This is a genomic window from Paenibacillus amylolyticus, from assembly GCF_047302515.1.
In the GTDB taxonomy this organism is placed as follows: domain Bacteria; phylum Bacillota; class Bacilli; order Paenibacillales; family Paenibacillaceae; genus Paenibacillus; species Paenibacillus amylolyticus_G.
Genome location: NZ_CP168019.1, coordinates 5,695,580 through 5,717,480, shown reverse-complemented (window position 1 = coordinate 5,717,480; position 21,901 = coordinate 5,695,580). Strand labels below are relative to the sequence as shown.

Annotated in this window: 18 protein-coding genes; 10 read left to right on the top strand and 8 right to left on the bottom strand. The window is 45.9% G+C overall.

Annotated elements, in window-relative coordinates; genetic code table 11:
- Positions 1-128: 128 nt before the first annotated feature.
- Entirely contained in the window at positions 129-983 is an 855-nt protein-coding gene (locus ACDJ59_RS25010; RefSeq protein ID WP_315370701.1) for an aldo/keto reductase, read from the top strand.
- 116 nt (positions 984-1,099) lie between these two features.
- Here the strand turns inward: ACDJ59_RS25010 and ACDJ59_RS25005 are convergent, their stop codons facing one another.
- A complete protein-coding gene (locus tag ACDJ59_RS25005; RefSeq protein ID WP_413406580.1) occupies positions 1,100-4,273 on the bottom strand; it encodes an alpha-mannosidase in 3,174 nt (1,057 codons plus the stop codon).
- 199 nt (positions 4,274-4,472) lie between these two features.
- Between ACDJ59_RS25005 and ACDJ59_RS25000 the strand changes: the two genes are divergently transcribed.
- The gene (locus ACDJ59_RS25000; RefSeq protein ID WP_413406578.1) at positions 4,473-5,414 is read left to right on the top strand and encodes a helix-turn-helix domain-containing protein; all 942 of its coding nucleotides are present in this window, start codon (positions 4,473-4,475) and stop codon (positions 5,412-5,414) included.
- Between the two features lie 123 nt (positions 5,415-5,537).
- Here the strand turns inward: ACDJ59_RS25000 and ACDJ59_RS24995 are convergent, their stop codons facing one another.
- The 7 genes from ACDJ59_RS24995 to ACDJ59_RS24965 form a co-directional block, all read right to left on the bottom strand.
- Positions 5,538-6,221, bottom strand: a complete 684-nt coding sequence (locus ACDJ59_RS24995; protein WP_413406576.1) for an ABC transporter ATP-binding protein — start codon at positions 6,219-6,221, stop codon at positions 5,538-5,540.
- A complete protein-coding gene (locus ACDJ59_RS24990; RefSeq protein WP_413406574.1) occupies positions 6,221-7,342 on the bottom strand; it encodes an ABC transporter permease in 1,122 nt (373 codons plus the stop codon). The genes ACDJ59_RS24995 and ACDJ59_RS24990 overlap by 1 nt, the downstream gene beginning before the upstream one ends.
- A gap of 122 nt (positions 7,343-7,464) precedes the next feature.
- On the bottom strand, positions 7,465-8,031 hold the full coding sequence (locus tag ACDJ59_RS24985; protein ID WP_413406572.1) for a TetR/AcrR family transcriptional regulator: 567 nt from the start codon (positions 8,029-8,031) through the stop codon (positions 7,465-7,467).
- A gap of 306 nt (positions 8,032-8,337) precedes the next feature.
- Positions 8,338-9,339, bottom strand: a complete 1,002-nt coding sequence (pdxA, locus tag ACDJ59_RS24980; protein WP_413406570.1) for a 4-hydroxythreonine-4-phosphate dehydrogenase PdxA — start codon at positions 9,337-9,339, stop codon at positions 8,338-8,340.
- Positions 9,336-10,631 carry a four-carbon acid sugar kinase family protein gene (locus ACDJ59_RS24975; RefSeq protein ID WP_413406568.1) on the bottom strand — a complete coding sequence of 432 codons (1,296 nt, stop codon included), beginning with the start codon at positions 10,629-10,631 and terminating at the stop codon, positions 9,336-9,338. Before ACDJ59_RS24975 ends, pdxA begins: the two co-directional genes overlap by 4 nt.
- A 95-nt stretch (positions 10,632-10,726) precedes the next feature.
- Positions 10,727-11,713, bottom strand: coding sequence for a 2-keto-3-deoxygluconate permease (locus ACDJ59_RS24970; protein WP_211083811.1), 987 nt, complete (start codon positions 11,711-11,713; stop codon positions 10,727-10,729).
- A 167-nt stretch (positions 11,714-11,880) separates the two neighbouring features.
- Complete coding sequence (locus ACDJ59_RS24965) at positions 11,881-13,563, bottom strand: PrpR N-terminal domain-containing protein (protein ID WP_413406565.1); 1,683 nt, start codon at positions 13,561-13,563, stop codon at positions 11,881-11,883.
- A gap of 235 nt (positions 13,564-13,798) precedes the next feature.
- Here ACDJ59_RS24965 and ACDJ59_RS24960 point away from each other — a divergent pair, with 235 nt between their 5' ends.
- The 8 genes from ACDJ59_RS24960 (at position 13,799) to ACDJ59_RS24925 (ending at position 21,544) form a co-directional block, all read left to right on the top strand.
- Positions 13,799-14,752, top strand: coding sequence for an alpha/beta hydrolase (locus tag ACDJ59_RS24960; protein ID WP_413406563.1), 954 nt, complete (start codon positions 13,799-13,801; stop codon positions 14,750-14,752).
- A 204-nt stretch (positions 14,753-14,956) separates the two neighbouring features.
- Entirely contained in the window at positions 14,957-15,661 is a 705-nt protein-coding gene (locus ACDJ59_RS24955; protein ID WP_413406561.1) for a PspA/IM30 family protein, read from the top strand.
- Between the two features lie 36 nt (positions 15,662-15,697).
- Complete coding sequence (locus tag ACDJ59_RS24950) at positions 15,698-16,729, top strand: TFIIB-type zinc ribbon-containing protein (protein ID WP_413406559.1); 1,032 nt, start codon at positions 15,698-15,700, stop codon at positions 16,727-16,729.
- A complete protein-coding gene (locus ACDJ59_RS24945) occupies positions 16,726-17,526 on the top strand; it encodes a TPM domain-containing protein (RefSeq protein WP_413406557.1) in 801 nt (266 codons plus the stop codon). The genes ACDJ59_RS24950 and ACDJ59_RS24945 overlap by 4 nt, the downstream gene beginning before the upstream one ends.
- Positions 17,527-17,603: 77 nt before the next feature.
- Entirely contained in the window at positions 17,604-18,647 is a 1,044-nt protein-coding gene (locus ACDJ59_RS24940; RefSeq protein ID WP_413406555.1) for an SPFH domain-containing protein, read from the top strand.
- Between the two features lie 247 nt (positions 18,648-18,894).
- Complete coding sequence (locus ACDJ59_RS24935; protein ID WP_164783174.1) at positions 18,895-19,125, top strand: DUF896 domain-containing protein; 231 nt, start codon at positions 18,895-18,897, stop codon at positions 19,123-19,125.
- 132 nt (positions 19,126-19,257) lie between these two features.
- On the top strand, positions 19,258-20,214 hold the full coding sequence (locus ACDJ59_RS24930) for a ring-cleaving dioxygenase (RefSeq protein WP_413406553.1): 957 nt from the start codon (positions 19,258-19,260) through the stop codon (positions 20,212-20,214).
- Between the two features lie 241 nt (positions 20,215-20,455).
- The gene (locus ACDJ59_RS24925; protein ID WP_413406551.1) at positions 20,456-21,544 is read left to right on the top strand and encodes a low temperature requirement protein A; all 1,089 of its coding nucleotides are present in this window, start codon (positions 20,456-20,458) and stop codon (positions 21,542-21,544) included.
- The last annotated feature ends 357 nt before the right edge of the window (positions 21,545-21,901 follow it).

Sequence of the window (21,901 nt, the reverse complement as noted above, 5' to 3'; positions counted from 1 at the left end):
CCGTCACCTGAATAAAACGGAGTGGTGACTTCCAATTGATTCAAGCGCGTATGGAGGGGTAGATAAACGGAGAGGGGCATTATTTTTACCATATTGTTCGTATACCTTTTGCAAAGGAGAGTCTTCAGATGAATCATCAAATTCCGGAATATACATTGAACGATGGCTTGAAAGTGCCTGCAATTGGATTTGGTACCTATAGTTTAAAAGGTGAAGAAGGCGTTAAATCGATCGCGTCCGCAATGGATGCGGGTTATCGATTAATTGATACGGCGTATAACTATGAGAATGAGGCAACGGTGGGTAGAGCAATCAAACAAAGCTCCATCGCCAGAGAAGAACTGCTCATTTCCTCGAAGTTGCCGGGGCGTTATCACGCTCATGATAAAGCACTCGTGGCAATCCAGGAATCCCTGTACAGAGCGGATCTGGATTATTACGACCTGTATCTGATTCACTGGCCCAATCCGAAGAAGGATATGTATGTCGAGGCATGGCAAGCGCTGATCGAAGCCAAAAAGCGTGGATATATCCGATCCATTGGAGTCAGCAACTTCCTGCCTGAGCACAATGAACGGCTGATTAAGGAAACGGGGATAGCGCCGAGTCTGAATCAGATTGAGTTGCATCCATTCTTCGACCAAGCCGATCAGCGGGAACAGGATACGAAGCATGGCATCGTGAACGAATCCTGGAGTCCGATTGGACGTGGCAATGATGCCGTACAGGATATTCTGAAGGATGAGAACATTCTTCGGATTGCGGAAACGCATGGCAAAACGCCAACTCAGATCATTCTGCGCTGGCATGTTCAGCTGGGTTCCATTCCAATTCCGAAAGCTGGATCCTTGCAGCATCAGCAGGAAAATATCGATATATTCGATTTTGAGTTGAGCACAGAAGAGATGCAGGTCATCTCTGCATTTAATCGTCCAGATGGACGTTTGTGGGATCAGGACCCAAGCGAGTATGAAGAATTTTAAAGAACGACAAATGAAGGGCTGCTCCCATGTCAGATATGACAGGAGGCAGCCCTTTATTGCTTTATTGTTGAAGCATAGTAAGCAATGTTGCAGTTTTCATGTTGCGTAATTTCTGTTTACTGTCCCGCAGGGATACGGAAGGTCAGAATCTCATACGGTTTGATATCAAAAGAAACTCGACCATTTTCCACAGCGCATTCCGCTTCGTTATTCTCGAGCAAATCACATGCGTACGTCGTAGCACCTGCTCCCTCAGGCAATTGCAGGGAAGCACGGCTGCGACGGCCGTGTGCTTCATAGAGACGGATGATCATATCATCGTTGTTCTCGGCTTTTTTGATAACCTCCAGCACGACATTATCCTGATCGACCGAAGCAAGTGACCATGTTCCCGGCAACGTACCGGTTTGCGGACTTACTTCACGGGCAACCAACGGACGGTTGAGGTCATAAGCGGCTTGGATGACACGTCCTTCACGGAAGTCGCCCTGATGCGGATAGAGCGCGTAGGTGAATACGTGCTGCTCTTTGTCGGCATTTTCATTCGGGTACGTTGCACTCTTGATCAGCGACAGTCGCATCACCGAGTTATGAATATCATATCCGTATTTGCAGTCGTTCAGCAGAGCAGCACCGTACCCGTTCTCCGCCAGATCGGCCCACTTCTGCCCGCATACTTCAAACCGGGCTTGATCCCAGCTCGTATTACGGTGGGTAGCACGCTCAACGTTGCCGTACTGGATTTCGTAGACTGCTTTCTCACTCCAGATATCGAGCGGGAAAGCGGCTTTCAGCAGCAAATGCTCCTGCTTCCAGTCCACAAACGTACGAAAATCAATCCGGCGCGTATGCGCGTAGAAGATGATCGTTTGCTCAACGACAGAGTCCAGGAACTGTCGCGTCACTTGCAACACGGAACGCACCGGCCCGCTTTCAACCCACTCCAGTGACTGCAGGTCATTAATCTCCCACATATGCTGTTCATAATAATCGTCAATGTTCCATGCCTCGTATTCCGCAGGTCGATCCTCGAACACTTGCAGCACGTTACCACGCTTGCCAGACTGAAGCAGCTCACGGCCCTCCAGCTTGTCCCATACGGATGTGAATTCGGCACTTTCATTCAGGTGAATATCGTACCAAGGTGTGTGGATATGGCGCCGATCTGCTTCCCACTGTGCAACCGAAACTCCCGCGACAAGCTCGTCTGTTAGATCTGGTGTGATTCGGAAAGATTTATACCCGGATGCAGGCACGTTCTCTGCAAGGAACACAAGTCCGCCTTCGGGAGTCCGCTGGCTTGGTACAGGGCGATCTCCATCATAGACGGTTACTTTTCTAGCAAAAGCAGGCAGTTCAACCACATCCGTCCGTACAAATCCGGTGGTGTTAAATACCACAATGGCTTCGCCATCAGATGTAATTTGGCTTGCAATGCCGTTCAGCGCGCTGTCTTTCAGCTCATCCGTGACACGCAGGACTTCTTCATATTGCTCCTTGGAATCCACATATACCTGCTCAATGGAGCTGCCCGGGAGAATATCATGGAACTGGTTCAGCATCGTCAGCTTCCATGCATGCTCCAGTGCATCGGTTGGATAGGCCGCCTGTGCATTCGCCTGACGATGAATCATGGCATACAGCTCGGCATCGGCCAGCGCAAATTCGCTATGACGGTTGTACCGTTTGTTACGCGCCATGGACGTGTAGGTCCCCCGGTGATACTCCAGATACAACTCACCCGACCAGCGGGGAACGGAAGGAACATCCGCCAGATTTTGCTCCAGCTTCTCAAAAAACTCGCGTACAAAGGTACGTTTCACCGCGGGTACACCCGGCAATCCGACATCAAGTCGTCTGCCATGCTCCAGCATCTCCTCAGTTGGTCCACCGCCACCATCCCCAAATCCGAAACATTGCAGGACATCTGCATTGATGTTTTTGTTCTGGTATCGCTGCCACGTGCCTTTCACTTGCGAAGCATTAAACCGTCCGTTATAGGTCGTCTCGAAGCGGCGCTGCCTGAAATCAGGATGTTTGTCATAGTCTGTGGCTGTGATGAAATGGGTCAGGACCTCTGATCCGTCGATTCCTCGCCAGTACATCGTGTCGTTTGGAATCTGGTTTGTATCATTCCAGGCAATTTTGGTTGTCATAAAATAATCAATGCCGCTCTTGCGCATAATCTGCGGCATCGCTGCACTATAACCAAATACATCCGGCAACCAGAGCACACGGTTCTCCACGCCGAATTCTTCCTTGAAGAAACGTTTGCCGTAGATAATCTGACGGATCATGGATTCGCCGGAAATTAAGTTACAATCAGCCTCCAGCCACATTGAACCTTCCGCTTCCCAGCGGCCTTCGGCCACCTTTTCTTTGATTTTCTCATATAGGGAAGGGTAATCTGCTTTCAGGTACGCATAGAGCTGGGGCTGCGAGGACATGAAGGTATACTCTGGGAACTTGTCCATTAGATACAATACACTCGCGAAGCTGCGAATGACCTTCTCCCGAGTCTGATCCAGCGTCCACAGCCATGCCACATCGATATGCGTGTGTCCGATACAGTGCACGGTAGGGATGTGATCACCGGCAGGGCGGATATCACCATAGACATGATCTTGCAGATATCGGCGCGCTTCCAGCACCGACACATGGAATTCTGCACTGTTTTCCTGGCGCAAATCCAGCAAATTCACGGCTTTATTCAGATGTTCGACCAACTTCAGCCGCTCCAGATCATCCTCACGCAGCAGATCCGCAGCATCCAGCGCAGCCTTGAGATCGTAATACAAATCCGAGACTTGCTGATGATGCTCGGCGATATATACATTTAGAAAAACATCCGCGGCAGACGTACTGCAATACGCATATAATGCCAGTTCGAATTCATCACCTTTTGCCGCAGCGGGTGTCAGGTCAATTTCCGTATGGTTCACGTCTAGACCGCAGATCAGTTCCCCATTGAGGAATGCTAAGAATTGCGGATTATCGTAATTCCAGATGTCATCAGCACCAGTGACGATGGCACACACGACCTTTTTTCCTTCCATCTGATCCGGGATTTGAATGCGGGTTTTGAAGCAGCTGTGTACGTCTTTGCCGCCCCAGCCATCACCCTTACGGAATACGTTCCAGGAGGAAGGGTCCTCATGCACCAGTTCCCAGGAGTGGTAACCACTTTCTTTATGATAAAGCTCAGGGATATATGTCTTTGAGGTCAGTCGTGCACGTTCCAAGTGTTTCACAATGGTATGGATCCGAGTATACAAGGAATTCATTTTCATGTTGGTTTCCCACCTTGGTTTGTAGTAAGTACAGGCTGTAGTCGTTGTTGGAGTTATAATACTGCAAGCGCTAACATATCAAATCTATCATAACAAAAGAGAAATGGGCGAAACTACGTATTGTATGCTGAAAATAACGTCTTTTTATTGCATTTCATGCTAAAATAAAATCATTAGAATCAGGATAGGGGGCATGTCCATGACACCATCGGTTTTGGCATACGAGCAAGGATATGCGATCCATGTGAACCAGCCTGGAGATTCGCTTTTTTATCATCTGGATTATGACGAGCGTTCCCATGAACTGAATATGGAATTTCAGCATTTCCATGATTTCTATGAAATCTGTATCCTTCTGGATCGCACAGCTGCGCACATCATTGAAGGCAGTTTATATGAGATCCAGCCTCTGGATATCGTTCTGCTGCGGCCTTCTTTGCTGCATAAAACGCAATATCCGAAGGGTGCTCCGCCTAAACGATTGATGATCACCTTTGCCATGCCACGTCATATACCTGGTCTTGAGAGCGGTTACACAGAACTGTTCTCGATCTTTGATAAACCGGTCCCGATATTCCGATTTACAGAAGAAAGACGCAAGGAAGTCCTCGCGCCGATCAATGATATTTTTGCTATATCGCAGCAGCCTTCTGCCCTTCAATCGGTTATGATTCATAGCAAGTTCGTGGAGTTTCTCTGTGCTCTTCATCGTTACTCACCAGAGAACGGGTATGTGCGTGAAGAGACTGGATCAACGATGTCCAGGCGCATGTATGCCATTGCCTCTTATATTCACAGCCATTATCAGCAGGATTTATCTTTGGACGAAGTATCCAAGCGCTTTTATGTAAGTGCCCATCACTTGTCTCGCCAATTCAATAAGGTTACTGGCTTCACCTTCACAGAGTATGTGCAGATGACCCGTATTCGGAATGCCCAGCAAATGCTGCTGAATTCGAGTGAGAAAATCACAGATATTGCTGCACAGTGTGGGTTTACAAGCTTTTCCCAATTCAATCGCATCTTCAACAAACAGAACGGAATGTCACCAAGTGCATATCGCCGAAGCAGACATTCGCAGAGCGAGCGTGAAGTTATGCTTGTGGGTGAGAGACCCGAACCAATTGGGAGCCTAGAGTGAGAGGGACGAGGAGAGTGATGGACAGACCCAAAATCTACTTAACATGTTACTCTTTTCTGAATAGAAGCTTTTTATAAAAGAAAGAATAGAGAAGAGAAATGGTATATCGTTTGGTGCATATATTTACGATTCAGCTAGGGACAAACCGCCATCATACATCCGATATACTCTGTCACAATATTCAAGCATACGCTCATCATGGGTAACCATAATGGCCGCTTTTTGGCGTGATTTCACTTCTTGCGCGATTAGACTAACCACTTCATGGGCTCGTTTGGTATCCAAACTGGCAGTTGGTTCATCGGCTAAGATGATGTTGGGATTATTCATTAAAGCACGAGCTATTGCTGTCCGTTGTTTCTCACCACCGGATAACTCTTCGGGAAAACTTTTTAACTTCAAACCCAGCCCCAGTTCTTCCAGCAGCTTGGTGGCAAATACCTTATCCTCTTTTTTAATCGTCCCCGCCATCCTTTTTACAACTAGCAGTTGATCCAGAACATTTAGATAGGGAACTAGATTTGAAGATTGCATAATAAATCCAACTTCTTGCAGCCTTATATTAGATAACTCTTTCTCCGTAAGCTTCGAAATATGATTTCCGTTTAGTTGAATATCTCCTTCGGAGGCTTTCAGCATGGCCCCAGCAATAGATAAGAATGTACTTTTACCAGAACCAGAAGGTCCAACTACAGCAACAAACTCCCCCGGTTCCACGGATATGGATACATGATCAAGCGCGGTGATCCGATTGTTTCCTTCGGCATAATACATGGTGACTTCCCGCATGTGCAGTCCCTTACTCATTATTCAACCCTCCCGAGCGCCTTAAGCGGATCAATCTTAGTAATTTTGCGAACAGATACCAGTGAACTTAACATAGCAATAACCAGCAAGATAACAGAATAATTGAAGACAAGACTGGTTTTCAGCTTAAATGGCATTCCTTTTGGCATAATTGCTGCTGTCCCATAAGTCAGCAAGATTCCAACAACAATACTAGTCAGCGCAAGTACAAACACTTGCGAGATAATGGCTTTTCCCAAGAAACGGTTACTAGCGCCTATCGCTTTCATAATGCCAAACTGGTTGGTTTTTTGCATCGTAATGACATAGAAGAATACCCCGAGTACAAATGCAGAGATCGCGAGTAGAAATGCAAGCATCATCAGAATAGTTCCGTTCTCCTCTTTGTACCCTGGCATGCCTGGCACAGCTTCCGACCGGGTAACTGTATCCGTGCTGGATAACTCTTTATTTATAGCTTCTGGATCAATATTCTCGCCTTGTAACATGATCGCATTAACCGGTCCGGCAATTCCTTTATCTGAACTTGGAGCCGCGAAGGCAATCTTTCGCCATTCAGCCATTGGGGTAAATACGGATGCAACGTGGTTATACGTCTGATTCTCCACATATCCGATAATTGTCAAGGATTCAGTCGTTCCATCCAGTTGAAACGTGTCCCCAAGTTGATAGCCCTCATCTTTCATGGTTGAATTCACCACGACACCCGTAGGGTTCTCGGAAGACAGGCTTTCACCTTCTACAATAGCTGGTTCCAGGAAGCTTCCTGGGTCAATTCCTATAATCGCTATATCGACTTTATCTTCATTCTTGGTGCTATTCTCTTTCAGTGCCGTTGCCATCGTGCTTCCCATGGGTGCAGCAGCATCCACATTTGGCAGTTTTTCTGCCTCAGCGACCAATTGATCTGACAGTAGTGACTTGCTCATGGAAGACTGAGCTCCTTCTTCAAAGATGACATAATCAGCCTTCATGGTCTTGAATGTTGATGCGGCTAGCGTAGATAATCCATTTCCCAGACCGGATAAAATAAATACCAACCAAGCCATTAGTACGAAGATAATGATAATCATCAAAAACTTCATTTTACTATGCATTAACTCCTTCATCGCTAAAAACATGATCTGTTCAACTCCTTCTTTCATTTTTTTGACACATGTGTCAAATTAGAGGTGTAGTCACGTGGTTTATATAATTAAACGATATAAATGACACTTGTGTCAAATTAAAGCCAAGAATAAAGTTAGCTCTTGGCTCCTCCAACCCACATTTGAAACAACAGCTTCCCCCAATCAGGCGTAGGGATATTCATCATGTTAGGCGTATTAATTAAGTTGAAGAAAACACCAACAAGTACAGGTAGAGGAATATCTTGCCGGAGGGCTTGATCCTGCTGAGCGCGTTCAAACAAGCGTGATAATTGAATTTTAAGAGTCATATGTGCTTTCTCAATAAATTCAATATCTCTCGCTGCTGCGGAAGAATTAGTCGTATTAATTTTACTGGCATCTCCCAAAAGTTGATGGAGCGTAGATTCTTCTGCGTAGATCAGAAGCAGTTGCTCAAGAGCATCCATTGGATCAGTCTCATCAATGGCTAATGAATTCTCTAATACGGTTGATATGGAGCGCTTCATACAAGCAGCAACAATCTCTTCTTTATTAGAGTAATATTGATATATCGTGCTCCGGGCTCCGGACAGATGCTGTGAGAGCAGCTTGAGATGAAAACCGTCGTAGCCATGCTCAAGTACTAATTTTTTAGTTGTGTCCAGTAGCTCTGTTTCAGTAAAAGATTGTTTTCGTCCCATTAAATCTCTTCCTTTTTATCATTTAAAGTCGGTGTGAACTTCACGTAATCGATGTGTACTGCAGGTCTGTAGAAGTTCTTCACTTTACTTGCTTATTATGATCAGTTTAGCATATGTTTGATGGCCATAATACCAACCAAGACTATTGGTCTGAATAAATGGGTGGACGATATACAAAAAGGCAAACCCTTGAACTTACAGAGGGTTTGCCTTTTTCCTTCTATTTATTGAATACCGAATATATACCGATACGAATACAATTGATCTTACGATCAGACTCACGCATGTACCGAATGAATCTTGATGTTATCCCTGATCCTTCGGCGCCAGCTCAATAGCAGAGCGGATGGCAGCCAGCATACTTTTATCATCGGCAATATTTTTTCCGGCGATATCGAAGGCTGTACCGTGGTCAACGGATGTACGGATGATGCCACCTTTCAGGCCAACGGTTATGTTCACACCTTCTTCGATGCCCATCACCTTGATCGGTGCATGACCTTGGTCGTGGTAGCAGGCTACAACGATATCGAAGTCACCGCGACCAGCGCGGAAGAAGAGTGTGTCCGCCGGGAGTGGACCAACGACGTTAATGCCTTCCTGCTGCGCACGCTCAATGCCGGGCTGCAGTTTCTCTTCTTCTTCACCATTACCGAACAAGCCGTTCTCTCCGGCATGAGGATTGATTCCGCATACGGCAACGCGCGGATTCTCAAAGCCTGCTTTTTTCAACGTATCATGAGCAAGCTTCACGACGGTGTAGGTTCTTTCCGGGTTAATACTCGCAATGGCATCGATCAGACCCATATGTGTTGTCAGGTGAATAACGCGCAGATTAGGCGTGGTCAGCATCATCGAGAAGTCCTGCGTATCCGTCAGGTCAGCCAGAATCTCGGTGTGCCCCGGATACAGGTGCCCCCCTTGATGGAGAGCTTCTTTATTCAAAGGTGCGGTGCAGATGGAGTGAATCTGCTGTTTTTTGGCAAGATCAATGGCTTTGGCGAGAAACTGGAATGCTGCATCTCCAGCCATGGCAGATACTTTACCATATTCCAGATCCGCAGGAACGAGGTTCAGATCAATCACATCCACAGTACCGAATTCATACTTGGCTTCAGAAGGCTCTTGAATCGCATTAACGTTCAGACTTGAACCGATGACAGGCAAAACACGCTCCAGAATCTTTGCATCACCGATAACGAGTGGATTACACTGATCGTACATTTCTTGATGACCCAGTGCTTTCATAATAATCTCCGGTCCAATACCTGCTGCGTCGCCCATTGTAATTCCAATTGTAGGTTTCATACGAGAATACCCCCTTTTAATTTTTGAATCGCATGGATAAAGACATCCGGTTTACCGAATCCGCCTGCTTTGGTAATCACATGTAGATCATCAATCCCGATAAACTTGGAGATCGGTACGCCGATTTCAAGCTCATCCAGCAGCTCGAAGCCGCTAATATTCCATTTCAGGCAGATTTGTTTTGCTGTATCGCCACCGGTCATGGATACCCCTTTGAACAGTCCCTCTTCCAGCAGTCTGGCACAGATCTCACCCATCGCAAGTACAATCTCGTTGCTGACTTCCGTGTGATTGAGACCACGAATTTCGCCCGTTGCCCGTGCCAGTTCGATATCCACCTGTTCAGCGGTGGAGTAGAGGACAACATCTTGTCCTTCCAGCGCTTTGTCTCGGACCTCATTATAGACACGTTCCATCTCTTCCGCGCGGTCTGCGGTTGCGGATACCGCTTTGAAGGAATGGAAAGAGACTGAAGCTACGCGGGAGTTACGCATCAATCGATGCAGCTGCTCGCGGGAGTTTTTGTTCACGCTGCCAACCACCGTTAGGATTGGACCGGAATTCTCCGGGATATCAAGTGATGCAGCCCTGGATTCCAACTCGTAATGCGCGGGGAGATAATTGGCAATACCCGCCGAACCTGCCCAAGTAAACGTATACTCCAACTCGCGAGTCATCTGCAGAATCAGTTCCAGATGTCTTTCTTCGGTGGAGTCCACCATTACATACGGGATATTATTTGTTTTCAACTGCTCTAGCTTGGTGCGAGTATGATTCTGCCCGGCTTCCAGATCGGCGACGGTGATTTCGCCAACTTCGTACTTGGTCTGTTGTTTCAACAAGTCCGGAAGGTAGGAAATCGTTACAGGTGTCTTCGGATCATGGGCAATTTCAGTATCTGCCAGCGGAACGCCGTTCAGATAGTGGATTCCTTCCAATATCGTCCGGTTATTCTTTGGATAACCCGGGGCAATCATCATAAAGTCCGGCTTTACGACATCATATACAGCATCAATCTCGATGCCGATATTACCGCGCATGGTGGAGTCCATTTTTTTGAAAATCGTCTCAAATCCGTTGTTCGTCAGCAATTCAGCAGCCTGATATACACGGTCATACGCTTCCTGCGAAGATATGGAACGACTATCTGTATCAAAGACGACGGCATCGTAACGTGTAAGAGGGCCTTCATCTATATTAAAAAGAACACTGGTCTTCAAGCCATGACGGGCAAGCTGCACCCCGCTGTCATTGGCACCGGTCAAATCATCTGCAATAATGGCTAATTTCATGCAGTCATCCCTCCTTGTAAGCACAATTTAATAAAAAGTCCGTTCAGATCATCCATTAAGCACAGATTAAGCACATTAAATCAGGTGATACCCATTTATGTGGTTGGTCGTTGATTGTATTTCTCCACTCCACCTGATTTCTCTAATCGTTTGGAGAGGAACCCGATGAAGATCGGCAACAGGATGGCTGTTGTTACAACGCTCGCTGCAATTTGCACCGTAGCAATCTCGGCAATTGGGCCAAATGAAGCATTAGCAGCCACGATGGCAGCAGGTGTACCTACGGCATTCCCGGCTGTTGAACCTTCGGAAGCACCCACGATGGGGTTCCAGCCGATGGCTTTAAAGAGCAGGAAACCGATTCCGCCCGTTAATAACACGGTTAACACACCCAGTAAAATTCCGCTAAGACCACCTTGAATGATGGAGGAGAAGCTAATGTTCATACCCAGAGCAAATGCAAAGAACGGAACAAGTTTGTCACTGCCTTTATGCAGCCATTCCCCCAGATTGCGGTCCAGATTACCAATAATGACACCAACGATAAGCGGAAGCAATACCGCGACAAAGGCCATTGGGGAAAACATACCGTTCGCAAAACCCATCGCACCAAAGACGGAGAGCGCTACCATGGTCAGGAAAGGACCATCACTGAGTGCTAGGAAAGGGTAGGCTGCTTTGTCATCTTCTTTCCCATATTGGCCGGCGAGAGCAATGTACAAACCACCGTTGGAGTTAGTCATTGCAGCAATAATGGCAAGCGGGGCCAGGCCGAGAAATAACCCGTTTGAATCCGCGAACAAAATAGCGATAAAACCAAGGGCTGCACCAATCACCCATTTGAACGTAAGCAAGGTCAAACCTTTTCCGACAGAGGAACCTGCTGTTTTAAACGTAATCTGTGTACCCGCAATGAACAGGAACAGGGCAATCAAAGTACTGGCACTGTTAACAAAAAGTGCTTCCGTGAATCCGCCAATGCGCAGGGCATTCGGGAAGAATGTATTGATGGTTGCACCAAGTAACAGGGGAACGACCATCATACCGCCAGGGATGCGATCTAAAGTTGCTTTAATGTTCATAGTAGTAGCTCCTTATGAAGTAATCGTTTTTATGAAGCGCTTGCAGGGATTATATTATCCCATATCGTTTAATATAGCAACAATAATTTATTGTAAATTTTAAATACTTGGTTAACTGTTTAAAAATGCAACACATAAAAGCAATAAAAAAAGACGCAAACTTAAAGTTAATCTTTAAGTTTACGCCATAATGTGGCCCGGTTAATCCCCAGACGCTCTGCGGCCTTTGATTGATTATTATTTTCCTCCTGAAGCACGAACTGAATAACTTCCTTCTCAATCTCCTTCAACGTACCGTTCAACTTCATTGGGCTTGAAGAAGGTTGCTGATCCAGCAAGCGGGACAAGGTAGCCGTGGTGATTACATAATCTTGTTCGTTGAGTGCAGCCTGCTTGATCAGATGTTTCAGCTGGTTGACATTCATATGTGTGATCTGATCTTGGATCAGCTGTAGAGCATCTTCTTTGATTCTCACCGCAGTAGTTCCGTATTTGTGGTAGTAATCCGTCAGGAAATGCTGCATCAGTGGAGCCAGATCCTCTGGTCTATCCGCAAGATTTGGCATCATGATTGTATTAAGCTCCAGATCAAGTGACCACTGCGGGTTCAATATCTGTTCCCCGAGTATAAACACCCCAATCTGATTTTGAAGGCAGCTCTGGATAAAGGCGAGCAACTCCGGATCTTCCATACGTGTTTCCATGTGGTTAATCTCTACATTTCTAACCTTGGCGAGTGGTATCTTGTGCAAATGACCGGGCGGAACTTGCGAGAGATCCATCTGTAATAAGAGTCCGCCACCGGAGTACATCTGATGAATATGTTTGACCAGAAAAGATTTACCGGAATCTGCTTCACCCCGCAGATAGATCGGTTCATGATTCTCGTAGAGTGCCCGAATGTTCTGTAATACCGCCTGCATGGCAGGGGATTCGGCAACGATAGGCTCCATCGATGCGTCCGTAAACGTTGTTATGCCGAATTGTGCAAAGGCATAGGGTTGTCCTTTTTCCAGCATATATACCTTGTAGTTCTTGTTGTCCAGGGTCGTTTCATAGGCGTTAACCGTGAGCTGGTAATCGTCCACCATGAACACATTTTGGATCTGGGATTGATGGAACTCCAGACTGGTATTGGTCAGATATATGTGATTATCGGTCAGCGGATTTTTCCCAAAATCAGTCAGGTTCTCGAATACAACTTCATTCCGTTCATTTAAAATAAGTAAATTGGGATGTTCCCGTGTAACCAGGTCATTCAGGATGATCGATATCGCATGATTTTTGCTCAAATAACGATAGACCAGCTGTGCATCCTCCATCGCTCTAAGGATGGATTCCTGTCCGGATTGGATTAACAACCCCTCCAGACCGTAGGTCTTCGCGGTGTTGACGGTGATCACATCTCCGACAATCTGTCGGTACCCGGAAGCTTTCAACTCCAAGAGTAATCGGGCGACATCTTCCGAGCTATGTATGGTATAGACCTTGAGGGGCAGATCCATCAGATCAATAATCGATTGTGCACCTGAGGTGATGTTGGAGAAGCCAACAATGGCTGTTTGGCCGTTAAACTGGCTTGCCAGTGTAAGTGAACGAATCATATCATAGCCCGATAACTGCACATCAATGACGGGAATGGTCACTGCTTTTTTAATGAGTTGGGCGGTTCCGCCGCGGCTGATGATAATCTCTGCACCATTTTTCTCAGCTTGAGTTGCTAATTCCACACCGTTTGCCAAGTCGCCCACGTCCGTCTGAATGGTTAACTGGGGAAAGCGAGGAATGCACTCTTGTATAATAGGAATCATCGATTCGTAGGGAGCAATAAAGTGAACTCGTGTACGCATATTTTTCCTGCCTTTATAGAAAACTTTGATCCCCTTATTATAGCCAACTTGCGAGGGAATGGCACCTATGGGGGAACCAGCCCTGTTGTGTCTGCAAAATGCCTGTGTGATATGCATCCATAACTCTCCGATAATGATTTATTAGAGCGCGATGAGAAAAGGATTAAATCTCATATAACTTCCAATGTACATGATAAAATAAATAAGAGTGTACATCATGTTGGAGGGGGAACCAATGAGAATTGTGTTGAAGAGATTGGGGTATGGTGCCTTGGCAATATTGGGTGTCATGCTAATGTGCATTGTAATTAGTTTCACGAATCATACGATTAAGCTCAAGAGTGAGTTGAGTATTCTGTCGCCGCCAGGTGCAATGTTTAACGTGAATAATCACCAAATGCATGTCTATACAGAAGGTTCTGGGTCACAAACACTGGTCTTTCTGTCAGGTGGGGGTACATCCGCTCCTGTATTGGATTTCAAGGCACTTTACTCCAGATTGTCTGAACAATACAAAATTGCTGTAGTTGAGAAGGCAGGGTATGGCTTCAGTGAAACGGCCGAGGTATCCCGCGATATCGATACGATATTGGAAGAAACCAGAACAGCGCTGACTTTAGCAGGTCAGAATCCACCCTATGTGTTGTTTCCGCATTCCATGTCAGGCATTGAAGCATTATATTGGGCACAACGGTATCCAACCGAAGTTAAGGCGATTATTGGATTGGACCCTGCTATTCCAGAGGTATATGAAGCATATCCTTTGCCCTCGGAATGCATGATGAGTCTGACAGGTTTGGGAGCACGAATGGGGATTACACGCTTTTTCCCCGGAATTGTGGATTCATCCGCTGCGATTAAGGAGAATCACCTGTCTCCTCAGGAAGAGGAACTTTACCGGGCGCTATTCTACAAGAATACGCAGACATCGAATATGAATGATGAAGTCAACATGATTAAACAGAATGCAGCAAAAGTTGCTACACAGGGAATTCCGGATGTGCCGATGTATTTTTTCATATCTAATGGAGAAGAGTTACCCGTTGAGAATTGGAAAACGTACCTAATAACTTATATCGAGTCTGTGAAGATGGGACAATATCAGATTTTAGATGGCGGTCATTACATACATAATACGGATTCAGATCGGATTGCAGAGAAAAGTGTGCTGTTCATTAAAGGACTGTGAACTAGGAAGAAAGATACTGAGAATTAGGAGAGGATTTTTGGATTATAAGGCGACACTATAGGTGTTCGTCTTTTCTTATATTGCGCTATTATTGTGTGGATTTGGATCGTATGGACTCTACGTGCCATCGTGAAATGTGAAACGTATGTGGGCGTATTCATGTATTATAGTATACATATGAACTTTTCGGAGGAGGAACAAGTAATGGGAATCTTATCGAGGTTTAGAGACGTGATGAAGGCGAATGTGAACCACATGCTGTCTCGGGCTGAAGACCCGGAGAAAAGTGTGAATGAGTATATGCGAAGCCTGAGCAGTGATCTGGGTAAGGTGAAGGCTGAAACGGCAGCGGTGCTGTCGGATGAGAGCCGGGCGAAGCGAGCATTGGATGAGTGTAGCGCCGAGGTCAAGAAGTTACAGCGGTATGCGGAGAAATCAGCGGAGTTGGGAGACGAAGACAAGGCACGTGGTTTTCTGGAGAAGAAAGTGAAGCTGGCTGACAAAATGAACGAATTACAGGCGGCTTATGAACGTGCTTCTGCCAAAGCCAAGATGATGAAGCATATGAACGATAAACTGGTTGCAGATCTAGGGCAATTGGAGGCGCGGCATGCAGAACTGAAAGGTCGCATCGCAGATGCAAAGGCGCAGCAACAGGCCAACGAACGGAATGCATCTGCGGGCAGAGCTGATGCTGCATTTAAGGCCATGGAAGACAAGGCGAATCAGGCGCTGAACGAAGCAGAAGCTTTGGCAGAACTTCGTGCTGGGGCACAGGAAGATGATTTGGATGAATTAATTGCCCAGTTGGAGAGGGACATGAACGCAGATGCGGGTAATAATGAGAGTGCGTCGCCAAGTGCGGAGGAAGAACTCGCAGCGATTCAGGAAAAGCTGAAGAATAAGTAATACGTTACACCATTTCGTTAACATTGAGGTGAGCAGATGCCGGTTATTGAATATAAATGTCCAAACTGCGGCAGTGGTATGATCTTTGACAGTGTGTCAGGTGCATTATCCTGTCCCAGCTGCGGCCGCCAAGACAACATAGAGCAGATCCCCGATCCCTTGAAGAGACAAGTATTCACCGAAAATGAGGTCAAAGAATACCACTGTAACAGCTGCGGAGCTGACATTGTGACAGAACCGGAGACCAGTGCGACGACATGTAGTTTCTGCGGTGCAGCGGTTGTACTCAGTGATCGGCTGACGGGCAATCTGGCCCCCGCGATGGTGATTCCTTTTTCGATCAACAAGGATCAAGCCAAGCAGGCTTTCAAAAAGTGGTGCAAAAACGGCCTGTTAACGCCAAGTGGCTTCATGTCCGCCAATCGGATTCAGAGCATTACCGGCATGTACGTTCCGTTCTGGTTGTACGAGTTACATAACAAAATCGAAGTGCATGGTCGTGGCACCAAGGTCAGATCCTACACCCAGGGCGACTACCATTACACGGAAACACAGCATTTCGATATATACCGCCGGATTCGGCTGAATTACGTGAACCTGCCCATCGATGCATCGGAGAAAATGAAGGATGAACTGATGGATAAGCTTGAGCCTTTTCCATATAATCAGCTGAAATTGTTCAAGACCCCGTATCTGGCGGGGTACATTGCGGAAAAATACAGTTATACGGACGAGGAACTTTTTCCTCGGGCCAAGGATAAAACGAGATCTTACATTGATTCTTATATTGCTTCAACCGTGTCCGGTTATAGCAGCGTGAGCTACACGGACAAACAGATTGATACCACGCTCAAAAATGCAGACTATGTGCTGCTCCCGGTGTGGATGGTCAACTATGACTACAATCGGGCACAGTATACCTTTGCCATGAATGGTCAGACAGGTAAAGTGGTCGGCAAACCACCGATCAGCAAAGCCAAAGTGGCCGGATGGTTCGCAGGAGTCTCTGCGGTCTCGTTGTTGTCACTGAAGCTGGTTTCCTGGATGATGGGAGGTGGATTCTTATGAGAAAAAGAACCCCTCTGGCCGTGATGGCTGCGCTCATTTTACTTATGATCACCCTAGTTGCTCCGTCGATTCCCATGTCATCGGCATCCGCAGCGGAGAGCAAAAATCTCATCTACGATGAGGCCAACCTGCTGAGTGAGCAGGAGATCAGTGAACTGAATCTACTTGCGAATCAGTATGGCGCGGAACGGCAGACGGACTTTGTTATCTATACCTCCAATAACGAGGAGCATAAAAGTGAAATACTGCTTACCGAGGATTTTTATGACCATCAGGGATTTGGTTACGATAAAACGCATGGTAACGCAGTTATTCTTACAATAGACATGTACAATCGGAAGATGTATCTGGCTGGCTTTTACAAAGGGGAAGAGTATATCGACAATGGCAGAGCCGCTAAAATTACGGCCAAAATTGCCTCAGATGTATCGGACGGAAATTATAGATTGGCCTTTGAAAAATATTTGGAGCTCTCTTACGAATATATGGATCTTAAACCCGGGGTAAACCCGGATAATATCCTCTTCAAGACGTGGTTTCAACTTGCTGTATCCGTGGCAATCGGGGGAATTGTAGTTGGTGTAATGACCCATCGTTCTGGCGGGCGAGTGACTGTCAATCGTGCAACGTATGAGGATTCCAGTAATTCCAGTGTAATTGATCGTCAGGATCGGTACATTCGTACAACGGTCACCAAACGCAAGATTGAGAAGAACAATAATAACGGTGGCGGCGGTGGCGGTGGCGGAACCACCCGAGGTGGCCATTCCCATAGCGGTAGCAGCCGATCTTTCTAGCATCACGGACACTCGCAATAACTTAACGCAGGCATGATGGCACACAATGCTTACTAATAGAAGGGATGGGAACGAGTATGGGATTTTTCAGAAATCAATTTTCGAATGTGGTGGAATGGGAAGAATTTAGAGATGACATGATATTTTGGAAGTGGAGCAACAGAGAGATCAAGAAGGGGAGTAAACTGATCATCCGTTCGGGTCAGGACGCCATTTTCCTGAATAACGGTAAAGTGGAAGGCATTTTCGAGGACGAAGGATCATTTAATATCGATTCCGAGATCATTCCGTTTCTTTCTACATTAAAAGGGTTCAAATTCGGATTCAACAGTGGCATGCGGGTCGAAGTCTTGTTTGTAAATACAAAAGAGTTTACCGTGCGCTGGGGCACACAAAGCCCGGTGTTGATTCCAACACCACAACTCCCGGGCGGGATGCCGATTCGGGCCAACGGTACATTTAATTTTAAAGTAAGTGACTATGTAACCCTGATTGATAAGATTGCAGGGATCAAGCAGAGTTATCTGGTGGAGGATGTCAAAATCCGAATTACTTCCGTGCTGGATCAGCTTCTAATGAAGTGGATTAGCCGTGAAGGGAAGGATATGTTCAACCTGCAGGCCAATGCATCGGATATTGCCAAGGGGATTCAGGAAGATCTGGATATGCAGATGATGGACATCGGCATTGGAATTACCGGTTTCCAAGTGATGAGCTTCAACTATCCAAAAGAGATTCAGGATATGATTACAAAGACCGCTTCGCATGAGATGATTGGTAATCTGCAAAAGTATCAGCAGGTCAGCATGACAGACGGCATCTCATCCGGTAAAGTACAGGGCGGCGGCGCGGCTTCGGATATGGCGGGCATGATGATGGGCATGAACATGGCCAATGAAATGATGAAGAACATGAACCAGAACCAAGGCCAGAATCAGAACAACAATGCCAATTCGTCTTCGAATCAGAATGCCGACCAGAAGCCAGCGGGAAATAGCAACGGTAATTCAAATACATCTTCATCTACAGAAGGCAACAAGAAGCCAAACTTCTGCCCGAACTGTGGAGCCAAAAATGAAGGAGCCAACTTCTGTCCGAATTGTGGGCAAAAGCTGGGCTAATCAAATAAATACATGTAGGGCTAGGTTCGTAGTAAGTGAAATTACTGCGAAGCTAGCCCTTTTTTGTTTGGAGTCATACTTAAAGCAACATGGAATAGAGCAGAGGAACGGATGCAGTAATTTAATTTTTATAAAAGTGTTGACAACCGCTCACAAATCATTTATCTTTAACTTAAGATATTTAATTTAAATATAAATAACAACCAAAACAAAATATCTTTAATCCATTACACAAGGAGAGATCAAGATGATTATCCCAACATTGACCAGAATAAATGAACTTTCAAGAAAAGCCAAAGAGGGCGGATTGACGGAGATGGAGAAAGAGGAACAGGTTCGTCTTCGCCAAGAATATCTGCAAACTTTTCGCGGTTCGGTCAACGACATTCTGCTGAATGCAACCATCTATGATCCAAACGGCGATGACGTGACTCCTGATAAATTGAAACAAGAACAGGCCAATCAAAATAACAACTAGAATACAATTCGCTAGATCACATATCTTAATTTAAAGATAATACAAACTTACTATAAATCAATCATCTAACTCAAATATATATAACACCTACTCAATTCAAAACACGCTTACCAAACCAAGGAGGAATTAATCATGACTATTCAAACAGCAGGTATTCACCATATTACAGCTTTCGCAGGAGATCCACAGGCCAACGTTGATTTTTATGCCGGAGTTCTGGGACTTCGTCTGGTGAAAAAAACAATCAACTTCGATGCACCTGATGTATATCATCTGTATTTTGGCGATGAACACGGAAGCCCAGGTACCATCATTACCTTCTTCCCATCCGCTGGATCACCACGGGGCAAAATTGGCGGAGGTCAGGTCGGCATCACTTCCTATGTCATTCCTCCTGGGTCGATTGGCTTCTGGCAGAATCGGCTGGAACAGTATAACATTGAGGTAACCAAAACAAGTCGCTTCAATGAAGACCTGCTTCAATTCGAAGATGGCGAAGGCCTGCGGCTTGAGCTTGTTGAACGGGAAGAGGGAGCAACCAGCACTTGGGCGCACGAAGGCATTCCAACAGATAAAGCAATCAAAGGCTTTGGTGGTGCTGTCCTGTTCAGTGTTAACCCGCAAAGAACGATGGATGCTCTTGAGAAAATTTTGGGATTTGTCAGAGTGAGTGAAAATGAAGAATATGCTCGTTTCCGGTCCAGCGGGGATATCGGTAATGTCGTAGATGTTCCAGTGACCCGTATACCTCTGGGTATGGGCGGCGCAGGAACCGTACACCATATTGCATGGCGCGCCAAAGACGATGAGGAACATGCACAGTGGAGTGAAGCTGTACGTGATTACGGGTACCAACCGACTCCAGTTCGGGATCGTCAGTACTTTAACGCAATCTACTTCAGAGAAGCTGGCGGCATTCTGTTTGAAATTGCTACAGATCCTCCGGGCTTTGCCAAAGATGAACCTGCTGATTCGCTTGGACAAAAATTGATGCTGCCAGAGTGGTTTGAGAAATACCGCCCTCAAATTGAGGACAATCTGCAACCGATCGAAGTCAGAACGCTCGTACCTGCTACAGCTGCGAATTAATAAGAGTTCTAGAAAAAACCTGAAAAAGCGAAGCGTTCGCCTAAAAGCTTTCTGAAAGAAAGCTACATCGGAAGTATACGCTATCCCCGGATTTTTCCCTTAGGAAAAGGGAATCAAAAAAATCTGGGGATAACAGCGATTGGAGGGTTATTCTGTCATCGGAGTGTATGTGTGAATCAGCTTTAGTTCAACTTATATAGCTGACGGTAGATTATGAGAAAACCTAAAGGAGCAACGAAGGATGATGGAGAAAAAGGTTACCTGGCTGGAGCTGTTTTACGATCTGCTCTTTGTAGCAGCGGTCTCCAAAGCGGGTCATGTCTTGTTACATGCCGAACATGGAGTAATTACGTTTGAATATTTAATGAAGTTTGTGCTTATTTTTATCCCTGTTTGGTGGGCATGGGTCGGTCAGACCTTGTTTATTAACCGCTACGGTCAAGATATCCTGATCCATCGAATATTCCTCATCCTTCAGCTTCTGTCCGTTATGGTCATGACGGCGAGCCTCTCTACCCATTTTGACCAATACTACCTGTCCTTCTTCATTGGATATATCGGCTCAAGGGCATTTACGGCGATTCAGTATCTGACGGCTCACAAGTCAAAAGGCGAGCATCAGCAGCAAGCGGCTCGTTACTTGGGTATCTGTTTCCTTATTGGCATATTGATCTCATCGGGTTCATTGTTCTTCGATTCCTGGTTACGCTACGTGATTTTATATGCGGGGATTGCTGTGGACATCGTACTTCCGTTGATCGGACGCAAAAATCTGGTGAAGGTACCGGTTCAGACCCATCACTTGTTGGAACGTTTCGCGCTCTTTACACTTATCCTGCTGGGTGAATCGGTGGTAAGCATTATCGCTGTGCTGCAAGCCGATCATTGGGATATGAAATCCATTCTGTTCGCCGCCTTTACGTCCATCTTTGTCATTGCGATATGGTGGCAATACTTCGACAACGTGGAGAAAAAAGTCAGCAAAGAGATTCAGACTGCCGGGCAAGCGATCATATACGGCCATCTGTTCATCTACATCTCCATGAGTATGATCGCTGCCTCAATTCAGCTGTTATATCAGAATCAGTTAAACTATGTGTTCATGCTAGGGTTTGTGTTTGGATCAACGCTGCTATATTTCTTGTCGACCTCACTTGTGTTCCACCGTTACAGACACGCACATCTACGACTCCGGCCATTTCATCTGGCAGTGATGGTAGGGTTGCTGGTGGCATTTGTCCTTGTTGATCTGATCTATCGGGTTCCGGGTTATGTCATCATGGGCGAAGAGATGTTATTCTTCCTGGTGTATGCGAAACTTACGACTTGATATAAGTAAAATAAAATGAAGAAAAGTCACGGACAACAGGTGTCCGTGGCTTTTTATTATGCCGCTAATTCTGGACATTTTTTAATAATATAAATAAAGCACAAATCTAATTTAATTTCTTCTATGGAATCTGTTAATATGAGACTAGGTACAAGTGAATCTACCAGATCATAGAATATCTTTTTATAAAATGAGTGTACGTTTTGTTATATAAATTGAACTAAACATTTACACGAAACGGAGAGGACAGAAAAAACCTGAAGAAGCGAAAGCGTTCGCCTTTATCCCCGGATTTTCCCCATATAAGGGGGATTCATAAAATCTGGGGATAACAGCGATCGGAAGGTTATTCTGTCA